22 protein-coding genes are annotated in these 21,475 nt (G+C 52.8%); 16 read left to right on the top strand and 6 right to left on the bottom strand.

Features of this window, described 5'->3' with window-relative positions:
- Positions 1-20: 20 nt before the first annotated feature.
- Both ybbP and ybbA read right to left on the bottom strand, forming a co-directional pair.
- Positions 21-2,435 (bottom strand): putative ABC transporter permease subunit YbbP, encoded by a 2,415-nt coding sequence (gene ybbP, locus OGY01_RS12865; protein WP_200012248.1) that lies wholly within the window; start codon positions 2,433-2,435, stop codon positions 21-23.
- Positions 2,432-3,118: a putative ABC transporter ATP-binding protein YbbA gene (ybbA, locus tag OGY01_RS12860; protein ID WP_045449477.1), complete on the bottom strand. Its 687-nt coding sequence runs from the start codon at positions 3,116-3,118 to the stop codon at positions 2,432-2,434. The genes ybbP and ybbA overlap by 4 nt, the downstream gene beginning before the upstream one ends.
- Here ybbA and tesA point away from each other — a divergent pair.
- From tesA to OGY01_RS12845, 3 genes are read left to right on the top strand one after another with little or no spacing between them, the layout of a single operon-like run.
- Positions 3,089-3,712 (top strand): multifunctional acyl-CoA thioesterase I/protease I/lysophospholipase L1, encoded by a 624-nt coding sequence (gene tesA, locus OGY01_RS12855; protein WP_045449476.1) that lies wholly within the window; start codon positions 3,089-3,091, stop codon positions 3,710-3,712. The genes ybbA and tesA overlap by 30 nt on opposite strands.
- Before the next feature lie 28 nt (positions 3,713-3,740).
- Positions 3,741-4,511 (top strand): SDR family oxidoreductase, encoded by a 771-nt coding sequence (locus OGY01_RS12850; RefSeq protein WP_225760599.1) that lies wholly within the window; start codon positions 3,741-3,743, stop codon positions 4,509-4,511.
- 59 nt (positions 4,512-4,570) lie between these two features.
- A complete protein-coding gene (locus OGY01_RS12845) occupies positions 4,571-5,425 on the top strand; it encodes a co-chaperone YbbN (protein WP_045440715.1) in 855 nt (284 codons plus the stop codon).
- A 66-nt stretch (positions 5,426-5,491) separates the two neighbouring features.
- On the opposite strand, the gene fetB is transcribed toward OGY01_RS12845, so the two are convergent.
- A complete protein-coding gene (gene fetB, locus OGY01_RS12840) occupies positions 5,492-6,271 on the bottom strand; it encodes an iron efflux ABC transporter permease subunit FetB (protein WP_045440713.1) in 780 nt (259 codons plus the stop codon).
- A complete protein-coding gene (gene fetA, locus OGY01_RS12835; protein WP_225760598.1) occupies positions 6,258-6,935 on the bottom strand; it encodes an iron efflux ABC transporter ATP-binding subunit FetA in 678 nt (225 codons plus the stop codon). Before fetA ends, fetB begins: the two co-directional genes overlap by 14 nt.
- 227 nt (positions 6,936-7,162) lie before the next feature.
- Here fetA and OGY01_RS12830 point away from each other — a divergent pair, with 227 nt between their 5' ends.
- The 4 genes from OGY01_RS12830 to OGY01_RS12815 are packed head-to-tail and all read left to right on the top strand — an operon-like array spanning position 7,163 to position 11,386.
- Positions 7,163-8,080, top strand: coding sequence for an SPFH domain-containing protein (locus OGY01_RS12830; RefSeq protein WP_045440701.1), 918 nt, complete (start codon positions 7,163-7,165; stop codon positions 8,078-8,080).
- Entirely contained in the window at positions 8,077-8,535 is a 459-nt protein-coding gene (locus OGY01_RS12825; protein ID WP_045440699.1) for an NfeD family protein, read from the top strand. The genes OGY01_RS12830 and OGY01_RS12825 overlap by 4 nt, the downstream gene beginning before the upstream one ends.
- Before the next feature lie 20 nt (positions 8,536-8,555).
- Positions 8,556-10,700 carry a PA5441 family protein gene (locus OGY01_RS12820; RefSeq protein WP_284097041.1) on the top strand — a complete coding sequence of 715 codons (2,145 nt, stop codon included), beginning with the start codon at positions 8,556-8,558 and terminating at the stop codon, positions 10,698-10,700.
- On the top strand, positions 10,670-11,386 hold the full coding sequence (locus tag OGY01_RS12815; RefSeq protein ID WP_284097040.1) for a DUF3142 domain-containing protein: 717 nt from the start codon (positions 10,670-10,672) through the stop codon (positions 11,384-11,386). Before OGY01_RS12820 ends, OGY01_RS12815 begins: the two co-directional genes overlap by 31 nt.
- Here the strand turns inward: OGY01_RS12815 and cueR are convergent.
- Positions 11,383-11,793 (bottom strand): Cu(I)-responsive transcriptional regulator, encoded by a 411-nt coding sequence (cueR, locus tag OGY01_RS12810; protein ID WP_286493192.1) that lies wholly within the window; start codon positions 11,791-11,793, stop codon positions 11,383-11,385. The two genes, OGY01_RS12815 and cueR, sit on opposite strands and share 4 nt — an antisense overlap.
- Before the next feature lie 292 nt (positions 11,794-12,085).
- On the opposite strand from cueR, the gene OGY01_RS12805 reads away from it, so the two are divergent.
- From OGY01_RS12805 to OGY01_RS12775, 7 genes are read left to right on the top strand one after another with little or no spacing between them, the layout of a single operon-like run.
- The gene (locus tag OGY01_RS12805) at positions 12,086-14,233 is read left to right on the top strand and encodes a TonB-dependent receptor plug domain-containing protein (protein WP_286493191.1); all 2,148 of its coding nucleotides are present in this window, start codon (positions 12,086-12,088) and stop codon (positions 14,231-14,233) included.
- Positions 14,234-14,235: 2 nt separating this feature from the next.
- Positions 14,236-15,072, top strand: a complete 837-nt coding sequence (locus tag OGY01_RS12800) for a heme/hemin ABC transporter substrate-binding protein (RefSeq protein WP_284097038.1) — start codon at positions 14,236-14,238, stop codon at positions 15,070-15,072.
- A 6-nt stretch (positions 15,073-15,078) separates the two neighbouring features.
- Positions 15,079-16,416, top strand: a complete 1,338-nt coding sequence (gene hutW, locus OGY01_RS12795; protein WP_286493190.1) for a heme anaerobic degradation radical SAM methyltransferase ChuW/HutW — start codon at positions 15,079-15,081, stop codon at positions 16,414-16,416.
- A gap of 12 nt (positions 16,417-16,428) precedes the next feature.
- A complete protein-coding gene (hutX, locus tag OGY01_RS12790; RefSeq protein WP_045440686.1) occupies positions 16,429-16,923 on the top strand; it encodes a heme utilization cystosolic carrier protein HutX in 495 nt (164 codons plus the stop codon).
- Positions 16,923-17,546 carry an anaerobilin reductase gene (gene chuY / locus OGY01_RS12785; RefSeq protein ID WP_045440683.1) on the top strand — a complete coding sequence of 208 codons (624 nt, stop codon included), beginning with the start codon at positions 16,923-16,925 and terminating at the stop codon, positions 17,544-17,546. The genes hutX and chuY overlap by 1 nt, the downstream gene beginning before the upstream one ends.
- Before the next feature lie 51 nt (positions 17,547-17,597).
- A complete protein-coding gene (locus OGY01_RS12780) occupies positions 17,598-18,590 on the top strand; it encodes a FecCD family ABC transporter permease (protein ID WP_286493189.1) in 993 nt (330 codons plus the stop codon).
- The gene (locus tag OGY01_RS12775) at positions 18,587-19,357 is read left to right on the top strand and encodes a heme ABC transporter ATP-binding protein (protein WP_045440679.1); all 771 of its coding nucleotides are present in this window, start codon (positions 18,587-18,589) and stop codon (positions 19,355-19,357) included. The genes OGY01_RS12780 and OGY01_RS12775 overlap by 4 nt, the downstream gene beginning before the upstream one ends.
- 144 nt (positions 19,358-19,501) lie before the next feature.
- On the opposite strand, the gene OGY01_RS12770 is transcribed toward OGY01_RS12775, so the two are convergent.
- Positions 19,502-20,236: a phage integrase gene (locus tag OGY01_RS12770; RefSeq protein ID WP_286493188.1), complete on the bottom strand. Its 735-nt coding sequence runs from the start codon at positions 20,234-20,236 to the stop codon at positions 19,502-19,504.
- 24 nt (positions 20,237-20,260) lie between these two features.
- Here OGY01_RS12770 and OGY01_RS12765 point away from each other — a divergent pair, with 24 nt between their 5' ends.
- Together OGY01_RS12765 and OGY01_RS12760 are read left to right on the top strand one after the other, a co-directional pair.
- On the top strand, positions 20,261-21,205 hold the full coding sequence (locus OGY01_RS12765) for a DNA adenine methylase (protein WP_286493387.1): 945 nt from the start codon (positions 20,261-20,263) through the stop codon (positions 21,203-21,205).
- Complete coding sequence (locus OGY01_RS12760) at positions 21,205-21,468, top strand: hypothetical protein (RefSeq protein WP_286493187.1); 264 nt, start codon at positions 21,205-21,207, stop codon at positions 21,466-21,468. Before OGY01_RS12765 ends, OGY01_RS12760 begins: the two co-directional genes overlap by 1 nt.
- Positions 21,469-21,475: the final 7 nt, after the last annotated feature.

Here is a 21,475-nt window from a genome sequence, read left to right as displayed (position 1 = left end):
GTAATCATCACTGAAGTGAATTAATTACTGAATTGTCGGAAGAGTGCTTTACCTTTTAACAGGCGTGCGCCGAGCCATCCGCCACATAATGAGAGCAGCAGCGCCCCGCAAAACGGCAATACTACCCACAGTCGCCAGTCAGGTTCCCATGGGAAGTCAAAGACTTTGGTTTGCAGAACCGCCAGCGCCGTTTCAGCACCAATGGCCGCCACCAGCCCGGAGACCATCCCCAGCATGGCGAACTCGCACCACAGCGTGGTACGCAAAAGTTTCTTACCCGCCCCGAGCGTACGCCAGACCACCAGTTCCTGATGACGCTGGCGCATCCCGACCTGAACCTGGGCCAGGAGCAACAACATGCCGCAGGCAGTTACCAGCACTACCATCACCTCCAGCGCCCGACTAACCTGCTGCAGAACCTGACCAACCTGCTTGAGGATTGCGCCGATATCCAGCAGGCTGACGGTCGGAAACTCGCGATTAAGCTGTGTCAGCATGCCGTTACCGTTCTCCCAGCGAAAACTGGTCAGCCAGCTTTGCGGCTGTCCGTCCAGTGCGCCGGAAGGAAAGATAAAGAAGAAGTTAGGCCGCAGACTTTCCCAGTCCACTTTGCGCAGGCTGCTGACCGTGGCACTGAAATCCTGGGTATCCCCCATAAAGGTCACACGATCGCCGAGCTTCACGTTCAGCCGTTTTGCCAGCCCCTCCTCCATCGATACCTCACCAGCTTTTGGCGGCCAGGTTCCGGCGGTAATCGGGTTATGATCCGGTCGGGTATCCTGCCAGGTCAGGTTCAATTCACGGTTGAGCGCTTCATCCTGATTGCCCTCGGTCGCCTTATCATTAATTGCCGTCAGACGCGCCCGCACAATCGGGTAGAACGACTCAGGAATTATCTGATGCTCAGACAGGAAACCCTTCAGCGGTACAACCTGTTCAGTCGCGATATTGATAAGGAAGTAGTTCGGGCTTTCCGGCGGCATTTGCTGCTGCCAGCGATCGAGCAGATCGCCACGCAGTACCAGCAACAACGCCAGCAGCATAAAGGAGAGTGAAAAGGCTGAGAGCTGGCTCAGCGTTGACCAAGGCTGACGCAACAGTCGGCTGACCGCTAAACGCAGCGGCAGCGAGGTTAACGTCATGCCACGCAGCACGTTGAGCAGCATCCAGCCCAGCACGCCGCACAGTAGCGCCAGTACGACCGCACCAGCCAGCACCGCCCACAGCAGCATACTGCCACCCATCAACCCCGCGAGGAGCGCAACAACAACAACCGAAACCAACGGGAGATAAAATTTCAGCGGCCAGACATTTGCCACCACGTCACGGCGCAGCACCCGCAGCGGCTGCGTGGCCAGTAACAGACGATAAGGACGTAGCCCCACCAGCAGAGAGATAACAGTCATGGTGCCTAATGCCCACAGCCATGGCCACAGACTGGCTGGCGGCAATTCGCCGGGTAATACGGGCCTGAGCAACACCACCAGAACACGCTCAAACAGTAGCCCACATGCTCCGCCGGTTATGCCAGACAGCGCCAGTACCATCAGCCACTGTCCGACAATCAATTTACGCAACTGCGCCCTGCCCGCACCGAGCGTTTTCAAAATCGCCACCAAATCGTACCGACTGCGGCAATAATGACTCATCGCCACCGCAACGGCGGCAACCGCCAGCAGCAACGTTAACAACGCCGACAACAGGAGGAACTGCTGCGAGCGTTCGAGCGATTTCCCTAACGCCCCTTCATCCTGCTCCAGCCCGTACCAGCGTTGTTCCGGCTTTAGCTGCGGCAACAGCCATTGCTCATACCCTTCCAGTTGCTGCGGCGTACCGCCAAATTTATAACGCCATGTCACGCGGCTTCCCGGCTGGACCGCGCCAGTTTTTGCAACATCCGCCATATTCATCATCAGGCGTGGCGCTATCTGGAACGGGTTAAAGCCGGAATCTGGCTCCTGTACCACTTCTCCGGCAATATGCAGGGTGACGTCACCAACATCGATGGAATCACCGATTTTTAAATTGAGCAGCGCCATCAGGCGCGGAGCCAGCAGTACAGATCCTGGCTGTGGTTTGAGTCCCGGAGGGTTGGTTTGCAAATTACCATACATCGGGTAAACGTCATCCACCGCTTTGACATTCGCCAGTTGCGGAGTATCGGCCGCAAAGGTCATAGTAGCGAAGGTCAGCTGTTCGCCCACCTTCAGGCCACGTTGACGCGCCTCATCAATCCATGATGTTGGCACTTCCCGCGAGCTTTGTAGCGCCCGGTCACCCGCCATAAACTCGCGACTTTGCTGACTCAGCCCTTTTTCCATACGGTCGCTGATGTTGCCCAGCGCCAGCACGCAGGCCACCGCCAGACTCAGCGCCAGCCAGACGATTAATAATGAAGGTGAGCGCCATTCGCGCCAGAACCAGCGTGCGATCATGCCTCCTCCTGCAACTGCCCGTTCACCAGACGTAAACGCCTGTCACAGCGTGCCGCCAGTTGCGGATCGTGAGTCACCAGAATCAGAGTCGTGCCGTGTTCACGGTTGAGGGAAAACAGCAGATCGGCAATTTTGTCTCCGGTTTGTCGGTCCAGGTTGCCTGTTGGCTCATCGGCAAACAGTACGTCAGGGCGCCCGTTAAACGCCCGCGCCAACGCCACGCGCTGCTGCTCACCGCCTGAGAGTTGAGCAGGAAGGTGGTCGAGACGTTTCCCCAACCCCAGTTGCTCAAGCAATGCTTTCGCACCGTCGCGGCTTTTCCCGCTATTTTCCCCCCGCAATAACGCGGGCAACTCAACGTTCTCCAACGCATTCAGGGTTGGAATTAACATGAAGGACTGGAAAACAAAACCGACATGCTTCGCCCGCAGTTGTGCCCTGGCCTCTTCATCCATAGTATGCAACGGCTGTCCTACCAGGCAGACTTCTCCGCCAGAGCCATCGTCCAGACCGGCGAGGATTGCCAGCAGTGTCGATTTTCCCGAGCCCGACTCGCCAATCAACGCAATGGTCTCGGCGCGTTTGACAACCAGTTCAACTCCGGTAAGGATGGATAGCTCGTGATCACCCTGACCGACGGATTTCTTAAGATGATGAACTTCAACAATGTTTTCCGCTGGCATTTGCCCTTCCTGTTCCTGGTCCTGTTAACGTTCCGCGCCGCCGCAGCGGACACGTTATTAATTCTGGGTGACAGCCTGAGTGCCGGATACCGTATGTCAGCCAGCGCGGCGTGGCCAGCGCTACTCCATGATAAATGGCAAACCAAAACATCTGTGGTGAATGCCAGCATTAGCGGCGACACCTCACAACAGGGTCTGTCCCGTCTGCCCGCATTACTGCAACAGCATCAGCCTCGCTGGGTGCTGGTAGAACTTGGCGGCAACGACGGGCTACGCGGGTTTCAACCTCTGCAAACCGAACAGACTCTGCGCAAAATATTGCAGGACGTGAAGGCCGCGAATGCCGAACCGTTATTGATGCAAATTCGTCTGCCGGCAAACTACGGTCGCCGTTATAATGAAACCTTTAGCGCTATTTATCCAAAGCTTGCCAAAGAGTTTGATATTCCTCTGTTGCCCTTTTTTATGGAAGAGGTCTATCTGAAACCCCAGTGGATGCAGGATGATGGTATTCATCCAAATCGTGACGCCCAGCCGTTTATTGCCGACTGGATGGCGAAACAACTCACTCCTTTAGTTAACCACGACTCGTAAATCAACGGAGATCCTGACAGGTAAAGTTATGCAAAAATCGGTCTTAATAACAGGATGTTCCAGCGGTATCGGCCTGGAAAGCGCGCTTGAGCTAAAGCGCCAGGGTTTTCAAATTCTGGCAGCCTGCCGTAAGCCTGACGATGTCGCACGTATGAATGGCATGGGATTCACCGGCATATTGCTGGATCTGGATTCGCCAGAAAGTGTGGATCGTGCTGCCGATGAGGTGATCGCCCTGACCGATAATCGTTTGTATGGGATCTTTAACAACGCAGGATACGGCGTGTATGGTCCGCTGACCACTATCAGCCGTGAACAGATGGAACAACAGTTTTCCGCCAACTTCTTTGGCGCGCATCAGCTCACTATGCGCCTGCTGCCTGCCATGTTACCGCATGGCGAAGGGCGGATTGTGATAACCTCTTCAGTAATGGGATTAATCTCCACGCCTGGACGTGGGGCGTACGCCGCCAGTAAATACGCGCTGGAAGCATGGTCCGATGCACTGCGCATGGAACTACGCCACAGTGGAATCAAGGTCAGCCTGATTGAACCCGGCCCCATACGTACCCGTTTTACCGAAAACGTTAACCAGACCCAGAGCGATTCTCCTGTCGAAAACCCCGGCATTGCCGCGCGTTTTACGCTGGGCCCTGAGGCTGTTGTCGCCAAAGTGCGCCATGCTTTTGAAAGTGATAAACCGAAACTGCGCTACCCCGTCACCCTGGTGACCTGGGCAGTTATGCTGCTGAAACGCCTGTTGCCAGGTCGCGTAATGGACAAAATTTTACAGGGCTGAGTTGAAGCCAGCACGTCTGCCCCCATGTAAAAACAAATAGACGAATAGAGAGTGACTCCATGTCCGTACAAAATATTGTCAATATTAACGAATCTAACCTGCAGCAGACCCTTGAACTGTCGATGACCACACCGGTCCTGTTCTATTTCTGGTCTGAGCGTAGCCAGCATTGTCTGCAACTAACGCCGGTACTGGAAAGTCTTGCCGCGCAGTACAACGGTCAGTTTATTCTCGCCAAACTGGACTGCGACGCTGAACAGATGATCGCCTCCCAGTTTGGCCTGCGCGCTATCCCAACGGTATATCTGTTCCAGAACGGTCAGCCGGTAGACGGATTCCAGGGGCCGCAGCCGGAAGAAGTCATTCGCGCACTGCTCGATAAAGTGCTCCCAAGTGAAGAGGAGCTGAAAGCGCGCCAGGCCATTGAGTTTATTGAAGCCGGCAATCACGCCGAAGCGCTGCCTTTGCTGAAAGAAGCCTGGCAGTTATCTAACCAAAGCAGCGAAATCGGCCTGCTGCTGGCAGAAACACAAATCGCGCTTAACCGTTCGGAGGATGCCGAAGCGGTACTGAAAACCATTCCGTTGCAGGATCAGGACACCCGTTATCAGGGGCTGGTCGCGCAGATTGAACTACTGAAACAAGCGGCAGATACGCCGGAAATCCAGCAGTTACAGCAGCAAGTAGCGAGCAACCCTCAGGATGCGGCACTGGCAGCACAGTTGGCGTTACAACTGCACCAGGTCGGACGTAACGAAGAGGCGCTGGAACTCCTGTTCAGCCACCTGAGAAAAGATCTTGCGGCCGCAGACGGTCAGGCACGTAAGACCTTCCAGGAAATTCTCGCTGCGCTGGGAACCGGTGATGCGCTGGCATCGAAATATCGTCGCCAGCTGTACGCGTTGTTGTACTAATCTGCGTGATTTTGCCCGATGGCGCTTACGCTCATCGGGCCTAGAAAAAACGCATCCGGCATCACATCACGGCTTTTTCAAATGCGTCACCACCAGTTGGTGGCGCGAATTGTAGAATTTCCGGTAAGTGAGATAACAGGCAATAATGGTCGACAGGCTGGCGGTAGAAAGCAGCATAAAGGTCACCATTATCTGATACTTAATTGCTTTTACCGGATCGATACCAGCAAAGATCAAGCCCGACATCATCCCTGGTAAGCTCACCAGTCCCACAGTTTTCGCTGAATCGATCGTCGGGATCAATGACGCACGAATGCTGTCGCGAATAAGCGGCGCAGACGCCACTTTCGGCGTGGCACCGAGGCTCAATTTCTCCTGGATTTGCTGCTGCTCGCTGTTAAACCGCTGCCCCAGGTTGTTGTAACATAACCCGACCGCCACCATCGCATTACCTGCGATCATGCCGGAAATTGGGATCACCTGCATTGGCGCGAATTCGATGGAACCGGACAGAACCAGAACAGCCAGCGTCACTCCCGCTCCCGACGTAATGGCGATAAACGACGAGATAAAGGCTTTATCAATATATTTACTGCGTTTTTGCGCGTTATACGCAGCGTTAAAGCAGATAAACAGCACCATCACTAGAGTCAGAATGCTGTGGTTAACGCCAAAGATATATTTCAGCACATAGCCGACGATAATAAGCTGGATCACCGCCCGGCAAACGCTCCAGAGAATATCTTTTTCCAGCGCCAGTTTTTCTTTGTGACTAATCAGTATCGCCACTACCACCAGCATCATCGCTAACGCCAGTGATTCATTGGTAATATTATGCTCGTTCATTGCTTGCTTCCTGCATCTCTCCGGCATGCGGCTGAAGGGTAATGATATTATCCGCATGATTAATTTCATCTTTGTCGTGCGTAACCCACAGCACTGCGATATTTTTCTCGCGAACGTAGCGGTGAATTAATTCATTCACGTTGCGTTTATTGGCCTCATCCAGTGCGCTGGTTATTTCATCCAGCAGCAGGATTTTAGGCAGAAACTGCAAATTGCGAATTAATGAGATACGCTGTTTTTCGCCTCCGGAGAGTTCATTAATATTTTTTTTGAGGATCTCCTCAGGCAGTTCAAAGCGGGCCAGATCGGCCAGAAACGCATCAGGTTCAGGACGTTTATTGCGGATTTGCCACGGGAAAATAAGGTTATCGTAGACAGTATCGCCAAACAAAGCGGGGGTTTGCGCGCAATAAGAGACCTGCTGACGATAAGCTTCGGGTTTGAGGGTAGTTATCTCCTTTCCCTCAAAAATAATCTCACCGGCACTCGGGCTAATTAACGACGCCACAATCTTCAGTAACGTACTTTTACCGCAGCCGGACTGACCGGTAATCAGCTTAAATTCCCCGGCGTTGAGATTAAAACTGATGTTATTGAGAATTTTCGTCGTTCCCGCCTGCCAGGCGACATTTTTTAACTGAAGCAACATTCTGCTTTCTTCCATTACAGATCCCTTTTTTACATCTTTCGTGCAGACAGTCTATACCCAAAATAATTCGAGTTGCATGAAGGCGGCAAGTGACTGAGGTGAACGAACGTAGCTAACGCACATGCAACTTGAAGTATGACGGATATATCCCTGTAATTTATTATAGGGGAGCCCACCCTGATTAATCGGGTATAATTTGATTAATCAGGTAGTAAAGGACAGCACAACAGGAGGTTTCATCAATGCTCATTTTTATCCCCATTCTCATTTTTGTCGCGCTGGTAATCGTCGGCGCAGGCGTCAAAATCGTCCCGCAGGGATACCAGTGGACAGTGGAGCGTTTTGGCCGTTACACCAAAACCCTGCAGCCAGGCTTAAGTCTCGTGGTGCCCTTCATGGATAGAATTGGTCGTAAGATCAATATGATGGAGCAGGTTCTCGATATCCCGTCGCAGGAAGTTATCTCCAAAGATAACGCCAACGTTTCTATCGATGCAGTGTGCTTTATTCAGGTGATCGACGCGCCGAAAGCAGCATATGAAGTCAGTAATCTTGAACTGGCGATCATCAACCTGACCATGACCAACATTCGTACCGTTCTCGGCTCCATGGAGCTGGATGAAATGCTCTCCCAGCGTGATAACATCAACACACGTCTGCTGCATATCGTTGATGAAGCCACCAATCCCTGGGGCATCAAAATCACCCGAATTGAGATCCGCGATGTACGCCCACCGGCTGAACTTATCGACGCGATGAACGCCCAGATGAAAGCGGAACGTACCAAACGCGCCTACATTCTTGAAGCCGAAGGGATCCGCCAGGCGGAGATCGTCAAAGCGGAAGGTGAGAAGCAGTCGAAAATACTGAAAGCGGAAGGTGAACGCCAGTCCGCGTTTTTACAGGCAGAAGCGCGCGAACGTTCCGCCGAAGCCGAAGCTCGCGCAACTCAGATGGTTTCGGAGGCGATTGCCGCCGGGGATATTCAGGCGGTGAACTACTTCGTGGCTCAGAAATACACCGAAGCGCTGCAACAAATCGGTTCGTCAAATAACAGTAAAGTGGTGATGATGCCACTGGACGCCAGCAGCCTGATGGGCTCAATTGCCGGCATCAGCGAATTAATTAAGGACAGCGCCAGCGAACGGAAAAAATCATGATAGCGATGATTCTGGTTCACCCACATATCTTCTGGCTTAGCCTCGGTGGTCTGTTACTGGCCGCCGAGATGCTGGGCGGTAACGGTTATCTGCTGTGGAGCGGCGTAGCAGCGGTGATCACCGGTCTGGTGGTCTGGCTACTTCCGCTCGACTGGGCGTGGCAGGGTGCGATGTTCGCCTTGTTAACGTTGCTGGCAGCCTGGCTGTGGTGGAAGTGGCTGGCAAAGCGCGTACAGGAGCAGAAACCAGCTGACAGCCACCTCAATCAGCGCGGGCAGCAGCTGGTCGGTCGCCGGTTTATTCTGGAGACCACGCTGGTGAATGGTCGCGGGCATATGCGCGTTGGCGACAGTTCCTGGCCGGTCAGTGCAAACGATAATTTGACTGCCGGTACGCAGGTCGAAGTGGTTGCCATTGAGGGTATCACCCTGGTTATCAAAGCCGTATCACAATAAATCATACAGGAAATAAGATTATGGTCAGGAAGACATCCCTCGCTCTAGCCCTTTGTTCATTGTTGGCAGGAGCCCCTCAGGCATTTGCTTCTTTTGATATGGAAGATTGCAAATGGAGTGATGACCACTGTCTGCTAAAAGGTATCCCGGTATTCAGCCCGCAAAACGACAGCCGGGATAACCTGCTGCGATTGTTAAGCCAGGAAAAATCATTCGCCCTGCCCGTTCAGTCAATGCCTGAGGATATCACCCGCTCCCGCGATTTCTATTTTGCGTATCACCCGCAGTGGGATGAAATCACGTCGCCAGCCGCCGCTACGCCGGAGCAACGTGCAGATGACACGCTTGCTCGCCAGATGGACAAGCTGCAGATCGCCGCCGAAGAGATAAATGCCGACGGCACAGAGAATGAAAACCGCCATGTTTCAAATAACAGGGACAGCGTCAGTCAGTTTTTTGCCGCGCTACTGGCCGATACCTCGTTAACGGTTGAACAACGCCAGGCGTTAGCCCGGGCGCGGCTGGGGTTATTGTCCGGCGCGACCGGCGAGCAGATTACGTCCTCCCTCACCTCAATCCCAGCCGATTCATCCGCGCAACAGTATAAAACCTATCTGATCGCCGCCGCGCGTTTCTATGAAGGCGACTACGTCAATGCGGAACAGAATTTCACGCAGCTTGCCACCAGCGATCGTCCGTGGCTGGCAGAAACCGCGCAATACATGTTGATGCGCACGGCGCTGAATAAAAGTAGTCAGAACAGCGTCGGTGAATACGGTGATTTTGATATCGCCAGAATCAACCGCCAGGATGCCGCTCAGGCACAGACTCTGGCACAAACTTATCTGCAACACTTCCCGCAGGGACTTTACGCCGATTCTGCGCGCGGTATGCTGCGCCGTATTAACTGGTATCTGCAAGCGTGGGCGCCGCTGGCAACACAGTATGAGCAAGGCTTCCAGCAGGCAGCCGACGCACCGCAACTGCGTAACACGGTCATCGAATACGATAATGTTTTTGGCATGCAGTTCCTGGAGCAATCTGCAGTTGAGACCTTTCCTGACGCCCCATGGGTCAGCTATATCGAACTGCTGCGCGCCCTGCGACTAAACAACGACGACAAACCGACGCTGACTCAGGCGCAGCTCGACGCCAGCAAGCCCGTTTTCGAGAAGAGCGGAAAACTGCCGCTGTGGCACAACCTGCAACTAAATCTGTGGATGGCGACAGGCAACTACACAGCCATTGTTCAGGCAGTAACCCCGGCGCAGAAACGCCCCGCAAACGATACTCTCGCCTTCAGCGAACAGGTGCTTTATGGCGAAGCACTGATGGGGCAAAAGCAGTGGTCTGCGGCGCGTGAGTTCTGGCAGCAACTATTGAAACATAGCCAGAATAACGAACAGCAACAATATGTGCAGGCTAAACTGGCGGCAACGCTGGTCTACAGCGGCGATGTGGCGGCAGTTTTCGCCCCGAACAGCATGGTTACAAACCTGCGTTTTCGTTCACAGGTGCTGAAAACACAAGCCTCTCCTGAACTACTGCGCCAGCAGGCAACCCACGGACCAAATAATGAAGAGCGTACCATCGCGCTGCATACGCTACTGGTGCGGGATTTAACCGAGAATCGCTTTGGCGACTGGCTGAATGACAGAAAACTTGCCAGCGCAATTACGCAACCGGTATCCGCAGATGCGTTTGCTGATGTCAATCTGAACACCTTTGACTGGAACGGCGATGCCGCTCAGGCCGGTTACGCATGCCGTAGCCTGACTGAAACAGTCACAGTGCTAAGCAAAAAAGCGGATGATGCCCACGCTCTGAACTGTCTGGGTGAGTTTTTCCGTACCACGCAAACCCGTGTTGATCTGTGGGCAAACAGTACAGGCAATGATGTGCTGGAAGTGGCAATTTCACGTAAAGAACCGTTCGGTCAGTACGACAGACAGCGCTACTATCAGCAGGTTATCGCTGCACCAAAAGCGGAACTCGAGGATAAAAGCTTTGCGTTGTATCGCGCCATCATGTGCTATGCACCATCAGGTTCGAACGAATGCGGTGGCGCAGAGGTGGATAAATCACAGCGTAAAGAGTGGTTCACGCAACTGAAGACACAGTATCCAGGAAGCCCGTGGGCGCAAAAACTCAAATATTACTGGTAGCTGCGCTGCTGGCCGGACAGGTACAGGCTACGGAAATTGTCACCGCCCGCGACCATCCGGCCTTCTGGTTGTGGTCAGGAGTGAAAGCCAGCAACGAACTCCAGAACGCGCAAACGGTCTATTTGCATCAGGGTGAAGTAGTCGCTCAGTCAGGGGAAGTAATCTTTCAGCGGCTCGGCTTGCCGGTCAGTCGTCTGACATTTCCAACAATCTGGCTGACCGTACGCTTCACCACCCTCGACGTGCCGGAAGAGATTCCGGCGCGTATCATACGGCTGTTGCAACGCTGGCAGTCTGCAGGGAATCACGTCGTCGGTTTGCAGGTTGATTTTGACGCCGCAACTCATCAGCTCACGGATTACGCTCACTTTCTGCGTCAGCTTCGCCAACAGTTACCGCCAGAGTTCGCCCTTGGCGTTACCGGGCTGCTGGACTGGGCGAAAACCGGCGATATCGCCACGCTGAACGCATTGCCGGTCGATGAACTGGTAGTTCAGAGCTATCAGGGACGTCACACTGTGGCAAATTATCAGGCGTATTTGCCCGCGCTCATCCGGTTACGCATACCATTTAAGCTTGGGCTGGTGCAAAACGGTAGCCGGGATCCGCAGGCTGAAGCTCAGCTTGAAAAATCCCCGTGGTATCGCGGTACGGTAGTATTTATGCTCAATCCCTCTCGCCGCTAAACCTTTGCTTTGTGATGACAACAGCCGGAGAGATTATCAATAATTGGACATTCGGCGCTGTCATCGCCAGGGCAACTGTTTGCCAGCGCCAGCAAATGTCCCCGCATCGCCTGTAATTCGCTGATATGCCGTTCGATTTCAGCCACCTTCTCGAGAGTACGTTTTTTTACATCTGCGCTGTGACGTGCCGGATCGTTAAACAGGTTCACCAGCTCACCGCACTCTTCGAGATTAAACCCAACCTGCCGCGCTTGTCGCAACAACGTCAGTTCATTCAGATGTTGCTGGGTATAAGTGCGGTATCCGTTCTCGCTACGCAGCGGCGGAGTCACCAGCCCTTTGTCTTCATAAAAGCGAATAGCTTTACTGGTTAATCCGGTTTTTTTCGCCACATCACTAATATTCACATCATCCCCCACAGCTCTCTCAATGCAGAGCCACATTATAGCCCAGATTGCAGTAATCCCTTATCCGGCGAAACGCCCCAACAGGTACATCAACGATTAATTTAAAAAGCCAGCCTATTCACAAGGTTATGCGCCATCCCGATCACAATTCCACCCGCATCAACGATACAAAATTGATTCAAATCAAAAGATGTATTGGTTTTACACCTTTGATATTGAACATCTGGATACAATTTTATATACAAACGCGAATGATAATGATGATCATTAACATTCAATAAAAGGTTCTCTTATGTTGCCACGGATTAGCCAAAGGCCGTTTATTCTTTCAGCTCTGACATTATGTGTTTCAGGGGCTGTTTCAGCATCGACAACTACGACCACACACACATCAGCATCAGCCGACGACACGGTGATCGTCACGGCAAACCGTTCGGAAAGCAGTCTCTGGGAAAGCCCGGCGACGATTCAGGTTATTGACCGCCAGACGTTGCAAAACTCCACCAACGTTTCTATTGCCGACGATTTAAAGGATATACCCGGCGTTGAAGTCACTGATAATGCCCTTGCAGGCCGAAAACAAATCCGCATCCGCGGTGAAGCCTCTTCACGCGTACTGATACTCATAGACGGTCAGGTCGTCAGCTACCAGCGCGCCGGTCAAAACTACGGCGCTGGCCTGCTTATTGACGAATCAGCCCTGGAACGTATCGAGGTTGTCAAAGGCCCTTACTCCGTACTCTATGGTTCGCAGGCTATTGGCGGGGTGGTGAACTTTATTACGAAAAAAGGCGGCGATAAGCCCCTTGCCGGGAGCATTAAAGCAGTCTACAACTCCGCGACGGCAGGATGGGAAGAATCGGCAGCCGCCTGGGGTAGCATTGAAAATTTTGATTACCGTATCAATGGTAGCTATTCCGATCAGGGCGATCGCGATACGCCTGACGGAAGGTTATCGAATACCAACTTCCTCAATAACGGCCAGGGCGTCTGGCTTGGCTATAACCTCGATCGCCATAAAATCGGTCTGTCACTCGACCGTTACAAACTGTCCACACAAACCTGGTTTAACGATCCGGAAGGTCAGTTCGACGACTTCAGCGTCAAAATACCTAAACTGGAACGCGAAAAAGTAGGTCTGTTCTATGACTACGCGGCAGACGGGGATTACCTGAAGAAAATCCATATTGACGCATACAATCAGACGATAGAGCGTAAGTTTGAGAACCGGGTCAAAACCACTCAGGTTATTCCCAACCCAGCGATCAAAGCGCTGACGGTGAATAAGCAGACTTATACCAACGATAAACAATACACCCAGGGTGTCACGTTTCAGGGAAATATCTCCCTTCCGGCGAACAACGAACTGGTCATTGGTACTCAGTATCAACACGACAAAGTGAAACAAGACACAGACGGCAATACGCGTCAGACGGCGGCGACTGGCAACTTTGATACACAAACCCGGACGCTATCTCATATTGAAGCCGAACAAAGCAACACCTCTTTGTTTGCACAAAACGACTGGCGTTTTGCCGATAACTGGACGTGGACCGTTGGTGCTCGCCAATACTGGCTCTCTTCAAAACTCAATCGTAACGATACGCAAACGACGCAAAGCAGCGGAACCACATGGCAATCAGCAGGAGGAAACTCAGTACATGACGATGAACTGGTCACCTCTACCAGCCTGCGTTATTCCGGCTTTAAAGATCTCGAGCTACGTGCAGCCTATGCGCAGGGTTATGTCTTCCCGACGCTCACTCAGCTGTTTATGCAGACATCTGCGGGTGGCAGCGTCACCTACGGTAATCCAGACCTGAAAGCGGAACACTCCAATAACTATGAGCTGGGAGCCCGTTATAAAGGGGGGATGTGGCTGATTGACGGCGCGATTTACTATTCAGAAGCCAAAGACTATATCGCCAGCCTGGCTTGTGCCGGCAACCCCGTGTGCAAAGGCAATAGCAACTCTTCACGAGGAGGCTATTTCTACTACGACAACATCGATCGCGCCAAAACCTGGGGCATGGAGTTAAGCGCAGAGTACAACGGATGGGCAGTATCCCCCTATCTGAGCGGCAACATTATTCGCCGCCAGTATGAAGGCGACACCATGAAAACCTGGGATACCGGCGAACCAACACTGACTGGACGCGTGGGTCTGAAACATACCTTGCTGCTGAATGCCGCTAACGTGACCTCAGATGTGTTTATCCGCGCGGCCTCCAGCGCCAAAGATAACACCGGAAGTACGGAAATAAATTATCCGGGCTGGGCAACGCTTAATCTCGCCTTCAATACCGAATTCGGTCCGCAGGATCAGTATCAGGTCAATCTGGCACTCAATAACCTGACCGATAAACGTTACAGAACCGCACATGAATCTATTCCGGAAGCGGGTTTCAATGCCGCGGTTGGCTTTGCGTGGAATTTCTGACAATGAAGAAACTCATTATTGGTTTACTGAGCCTCGCCTGCATCTTCAACGCGCAGTCCGCCGAACGTCTGGTGGCGGCGGGCGGATCGCTGATCGAACTGATCTACGCCATAGGTGCCGGGAACTACGTGGTTGGCGTCGATGAAACCACCTCTTATCCGCCAGAAACTGCAGCGCTTCCACATATCGGTTACTGGAAGCAACTGAGCAGCGAAGGCATTTTATCGCTGCATCCGGATAGCTTTATCACCTGGCAGGACGCTGGCCCACAGATCGTACTGGATCAACTGCGGGCACAAAAAGTGAATGTTGTCACCTTGCCGCGTGTACCGGCCACGGTTGAGCAGATGTACGCCAATATCCATGAGCTGGCAAAAACACTGCGAATGCCTGAACAAGGCGATGCGTTGGTCAAGCGTATTCATCAGCGTCTGGATCGCGTTCAGCAGAGTGTGGCGGCAAAAAAAGCGCCGGTTAAAGCCATGTTTATCCTCTCCGCCGGTGGCAGCGCGCCACAGGTCGCCGGGAAAGGCAGCGTTGCCGATGCCATTTTGACGCTTGCCGGGGCACAGAATGTCGCCTCACATGCCCAGTATAAAAGCTACAGCGCAGAGTCGTTGATTGCCGCAAATCCGCAGGTCATCGTCGTGACGTCACAAATGGTGGATGGCGATCTTAATCGTCTCAGCGCTATTGCCGGTATTACCCGCACCGCCGCCTGGAAAAATCAGCGCATTGTGACGATAGACCAGGCGCTGATCCTGGGCATGGGTCCTCGCGTCGCTGACGCGGTTGAAGCGCTACACCAGCAATTCTGGCCACACGAAAGGGATTTATAAAGAAGTATGAAAACTCAAGACACGCTGGATCTCACCCCACATTTTGCTCTGGAGGGAAACCAACCATTTAAGGATCGCCGCGCCACGATGCCGTGGCGCGGGGCTATCCCTGTTGCAAAAGAGTTGTTGTCACAAACCTGGCAGAATGTCATCAGCCAGACCGTCCCTCCACGTAAACGACTGGTGTACCTGCATATCCCCTTTTGTGCAACACACTGTACTTTCTGCGGTTTTTATCAAAACCGGTTTGAAGAAGATCACTGCACTCGCTATACCAACGCACTATTGCGTGAAATAGAGATGGAGGCCGACAGCCCATTACACCAGTCAGCACCGATTCACGCCGTCTATTTTGGCGGCGGTACACCATCGGCGCTGTCGGCACGGGATCTGGCCAGAATCATCACTGCGCTGCGTGAAAAGCTACCTCTGGCTCCGGATTGTGAAATAACGATTGAAGGTCGGGTACTCAACTTTGACGATGCCCGAATCGATGCCTGCCTGGATGCCGGGGCTAATCGGTTTTCGATCGGTATTCAGTCTTTTAATAGTCGGATCCGCAAAAAAATGGCCCGAACCTCAGATGGCCCAACCGCCATTGCATTTATGCAAGGGCTGGTTCAGCGGGATCGTGCTGCCGTGGTATGTGATCTGCTGTTTGGTCTGCCGGGACAGGACGCAAAACTGTGGGGCGAAGACCTGGCAATCGCACGTGATATCGGTCTCGACGGTGTTGACCTCTATGCACTAAACCTCATTCCTAATACCCCTCTTGGCAAAGCGGTTGAAACCGGACGTACGACCGTGCCCTCCCCAGCCGAGCGCCGCGATCTCTATCTACAGGGCTGTGAATTTATGGATAACGCGGGCTGGCGCTGCATCAGCAACAGCCACTGGGCGCGTACAACGCGCGAGCGCAACCTGTACAACCTGCTGATTAAACAGGGGGCCGACTGCCTGGCGTTTGGCTCTGGCGCGGGGGGATCGGTTAATGGCTACTCCTGGATGGTCGAACGCAATCTGACCACCTGGCATGAATCCATTGCCGCCGGGAAAAAGCCGCTAATGATGATGAGGCGTACCGCCGAGCGCGGTTTCCAGTGGCGACATACGCTACAGGCAGGCATTGAAACAGCCCGCGTCCCGCTGGATGAACTCACGCCTCATGCTCAGAAACTACTCCCCTTACTGAGCCAATGGCACCAGGCTGGCCTGACGCACGATGCCAGCACCTGTCTGCGCCTCACCAATGAAGGACGCTTTTGGGCAAGCAATATTTTACAGTCCCTTGATGAGCTTATTCAGGAACTTAACGCACCGCGTATTGCGGTAGAGCAACCATAACAGGAGTGATTTATGAGCCATGTCTCTTTACAGGATTTTTTAAAAACTGAGCCGGACGGTACGCTGGAAGCCATCGCCGCCCAGTACAACACCACGCTGCTGGAAGTAGTGAAAAACCTCCCTTCCTTGACGCTGGTTTCCGGCGATAAGTTTGATACCGTCTGGGAAACGGTCAGCGAATGGGGAAAAGTCACAACCCTGGTCCATACTGCTGATGTCATTCTGGAATTCACTGGCGAACTGCCATCCGGATTTCACCGTCACGGCTACTTCAACCTGCGCGGGAAAAAAGGAATGACCGGTCATATCAAGGCAGAAAACTGCACGCATATTGCCCTGATTGAACGCAAATTTATGGGTATGGACACCGCGTCCATCCTCTTCTTTAACCAGGCGGGTAGCGCAATGTTCAAGATATTCCTCGGCAGGGATGAGCATCGCCAGCTACTGGCCGAACAGGTCAGCGCCTTTCACGCGCTGGCTTCAACGCTAAAGGAACTTGCCTGATGTCTCCATGGCTTATTTTCGGCGCGGGTGGTAACGGTGTCGGAGCAAAAACACTTGAACTGGCGCTGGCAGAACAACGCCCGGTGATTGCTGTTATTCGCAACGCACAGGTTGCTGCCGGATTACAGGAAAGAGGTGTGCAGGTTTTTATTGGCGATGCCTGCGATAGCCAGGTAGTCGCCTGCGCCTGCCGCGCTGCAGGTCCACATGCCACGCTGATCTCCTCAATGGGCGGCACTCAGGATTATCTGGCGCACAGAACCGTGATTGATGAAGCCGAGAAAGCGGGCATCAAACGGATGATCCTCGTGACATCGCTGGGCTGCGGTGACAGTTGGCCTTTTTTATCCGCCCGGGCAAAGGCCGCCTTTGGTCAGGCTGTACGGGAAAAATCGCTGGCTGAAAGCTGGTTGCAAACCAGTCAACTGGACTACGCCATTCTCCGCCCTGGCGGACTGCTTAATGGTGAAGCAACAGGCAAGGCGCAGCGAATACAAGGCCAGGAGTGCCACGGGTTTGTAATGCGTGCGGATGTTGCCGCACATATTCGCGAACTGGCCAATGCGCCTGCACTTAACAATCAGATCTACAGTCTGGTTGAACCTGAATTGAAACCTGCGTAATCCCCTCGCGGCGCGGGAGCTCCGCGCCGCAAAGACGTTATGGAGTTTTGCGTGCTCAAGGACTCACTTTCGTCCGTCAGCATATTGACGGGCCTGTCACTATTATTGCTCGCGCTGATGCTTTTCGGTGCCAGCCAGGGAGCGCTGAACATTAGCTTCAGCGCTCTGTTCGATGAAGAATATCGTGATATCTGGTTAAATATTCGCCTGCCGCGCGTCTTACTGGCCGTCCTCGTTGGTGGTGCGCTGGCAACAGCAGGTGTCATCATGCAGGGACTTTTTCGCAATCCGATGGCCGACCCTGGTCTGCTGGGCGTCAGCAGTGGCTCTGCGCTAATGGTTGGCATCGCGATTGTGATTCCGTTTTCGTTCCCTGTTGTGCTGGTGCTGTATGAGCAGATGATTTTTGCCGTTGCAGGCAGCATGGTGGTTTGCACGATAATTTTCCTGATAAGCCAGCGCCACCACCACGGCGGTATGATGCAACTGCTGTTAGCCGGGATCGCCATCAATGCCCTGTGCGGCGCAGCAATCGGCGTGCTGAGTTACATTGGCGATGAACAGCAGTTACGCCAGCTGACACTGTGGATGATGGGTAATCTCGGGCAGGCGCAGTGGCCAACGCTGCTGGTAGCCAGCTCCTTTGTACTTCCTGCCGTTGTGGTAACCGCCTGTCTCGCCGGAACGCTAAATTTGCTGCAGTTAGGTGATGAAGAGGCACACTACCTGGGAGTGAACGTAAAACGTAAACGGCAACAACTGCTGTTGCTAAGCTCACTGCTGGTGGGCGCAGCCGTTTCGGTGAGCGGAGTGATTGGCTTTATTGGTCTGGTGATTCCACATCTGATCAGAATGACCACTGGTGCCGATCATCGCTGGCTTATTCCCTGCTCCACACTGGCAGGCGCATGTTTATTACTGGTTGCCGACACCCTGGCCCGTACATTGGTGCAGCCAGCAGAAATGCCCGTCGGTTTGTTGACCAGCCTGATTGGCGGGCCATATTTTCTGTGGCTGATACTGCGCAGCCGGAGGGTGTCATGATTATCGCCGAGAATCTGGTTTACAGCATTCATGGGCGTCGACTCACTGATAACGTCTCTCTGACGCTACCAGGCGGCGAAATCATCGCCATACTTGGTCCCAATGGAGCAGGGAAATCAACGTTGTTGCGTCAGCTCACGGGTTATCTGAAGCCACAAAGTGGACGCTGCTCGCTGCTCGGCAAACCGCTGAATGAATGGTCAATAACCGAGCTGGCAAAAACTCGCGCGGTGATGCGCCAGAACAGCCATATGGCGTTCCCGTTTAGCGTTCAGGAAGTCATTCGTATGGGCAGGCATCCGTATCGCACGCGCAACACGGGTGATGAAACTGACCATATCATGAACTTATGTGATTGCCAGAACCTGGCTACCCGCGACTATCGACACTTGTCGGGAGGAGAGCAGCAGCGAGTACAGTTAGCGCGTCTGCTGGTACAGCTTTGGGAGCCGGAACCTGCACCAAAGTGGCTGTTTCTGGATGAACCTACTTCCGCACTGGATATTCACCACCAGCAGCACCTTTTTCGTTTACTGCGGCATCTGGTACGTGAACGGCAGTTTAATGTCTGCTGCGTACTGCATGATCTCAATCTTGCTGCACGCTATGCCGACCGTGTCGTGCTGATGGAACACGGCAAGATAGTCGATAACGGTAGCCCGCAGGAGGTACTGAAACAGCAGCCGTTGAATGCGCTTTACGGCGCCGATCTCACGGTGATAAATGAACCGGCAAATCAAACGCCACTCATCGTCCTCAATCAATAACTTACCGGGAACGCCGGTCGCTGCGTTCCCGACTTTCTGCCTTTTTTCATCTTTTCTAAAAACTCCCTTGACCTTCCCCTTGCTGGAAGGTTTTCAAGAAGCGCAGTACCGCAAGGCACTGCGCCAATTCAGTATTTTACAGACTTAACTAACCCTCAAAACCCCCATATCGCCTCCAGAGTGTGGACACAATGTGGACATTCCACTAAGAGGATTGTAGCTCACTGCATCCAGTAAATAGTCCGGTGCGAAGTGAGCATAAGTCATAGTTTGCGAAATATCGGAATGTCCCAGAATACGTTGTAAAGCAATAATATTTCCGCCCTTCATCATGAAATGCGTTGCGAACGTATGGCGTAGCGCGTGCGCAGCCTGCCCATCTGGCAAGTTGGGTTTAGCCTCTTTCATGCGTAGGCGGAAAGTTTTATAACTGACGCGAAACAACCTTCCCGACTCCCGAATTTTTACTATCTTTGCAATATCATCTGATATGGGAACAGCTCGTCTTTCACCATTTTTGGTGATAGTAAACATGACCCTGTTTCCGACGATATTTTCAGCCTTAAGCTGATAGGCTTCACCCCACCGGGCACCGGTCGCCAGTAACAGAACGGCGATTCGGTAATAATCACCAGAGCAAAGAGACAGCAACCGATCCACTTCCGATTGTGTGAAATATGACATTTCTGTTTTTGGCTCTTTCAATGCTGAAATTGCCGCAACAGGATTTTCACCGTGAAACTCGTCAATCTCTGCCATCGCTTTAAACACTCCACTTAGCGCAAAAAGGCCGTGATTAATCGTTGAAGCCTTGATCCCCTGCCCCAGTCTGTATGCCCGGTAATCGATAAGGCACCGTGCATCAATCTGGTAAATCATGGGATCCCCCATAAAGGTCGTGTTATTCCCGATCTACTCCAGCACTTACCTAAAGCAGACTGCCTGATCGAACCGTTCGTCGGCGGTGCTTCTGTTTTTCTGAATACCGAATATCGTCGTTATGTTCTGGGCGATATCAACCCGGATTTAATCAACCTTTATCGCCAGATCACTCATTGGCCTGATGAGGTGATCGATTATGCCCGTTATCTGTTTAAGGCTTATGGGGACAAGGACGGCTATAAATGGGTCCGTGATGACTTCAACGACCGCGCCCGTGATTGCATGGCCCCGCACAATATGTTTGAGAATGGGCCGGACGTTGGAAAGGTTGTTCGCGCTGCTCAATTTCTTTACCTGAATCGCCACGGTTATAACGGGGTTGTGCGCTATAACCGCCAGGGCGGATATAACGTTCCGTTTGGTAAACACAAATCCCCGCCTTACTTCCCGGAAGAACAGATCCGCTTGTTCTCTGAAAAAGCAAACGACACAAAAGCGATTTTTCTTTGCAGCTCATTCAAGAGCACCATCAAAGTAATGACCAGTCCCGACACTGTCATTTATTGTGATCCGCCTTACCTCCCTGAAAGTGAAACCGCGAACTTCACTCAATACCACATCACCCCATTCGGTAAGAAAGAACATCACCAGCTTGTTGCCGCCTTGCTGGCAGCAAACCACGAATGGGGTGCGCCAGTTGTTATTTCTAACAGCGATACACCAGAAACCCGCGAGATTTACCAGCCTTTCAATCTGCATGAAATCAGCATGCAGCGTTCTGTCAGTGCCGACAAAAACAACCGCAATAAAGCCAGAGAGGTGATCGGCGTTCTCAAAGTGTGCAGCGTCAACGGTCGCGCAGTCGATGGTGGCTGTGGTCATTGCCCGGACGCGCTGGAGTGCATGGGGTCGCACGCGTTCGGGCTTGAACCCCGCGAACGATTTGTTGATGAGGAAGCATTCTGATGGCTACTGTTCTGGAATTTATTGGATTTGACCCCGCCAGCCCGGACGGTGAAATCACCGCGACTATGGTTGTTGAGCGCATCCACGACCGCTGGCAACTGGGAAGCATCTGGTTGGTTGAGTTCGACGCTTTTTATGACGGTGTTTGTATTCGCGACACGGTAGCCTTTTCCACTTACACCGGAGCACTAAGTTTCCGGCGCGGCAGTCTGGTTTCGCTCGCTGTTGATCCAGGTTATTGCAGCGATGATTTACCGTTCTGAGGGTTAC

This window comes from Citrobacter sp. Cm038, assembly GCF_030333105.1.
Classification (GTDB): Bacteria; Pseudomonadota; Gammaproteobacteria; order Enterobacterales; family Enterobacteriaceae; genus Citrobacter; species Citrobacter murliniae.
This window is presented reverse-complemented; position numbering and strand designations above follow the sequence as displayed.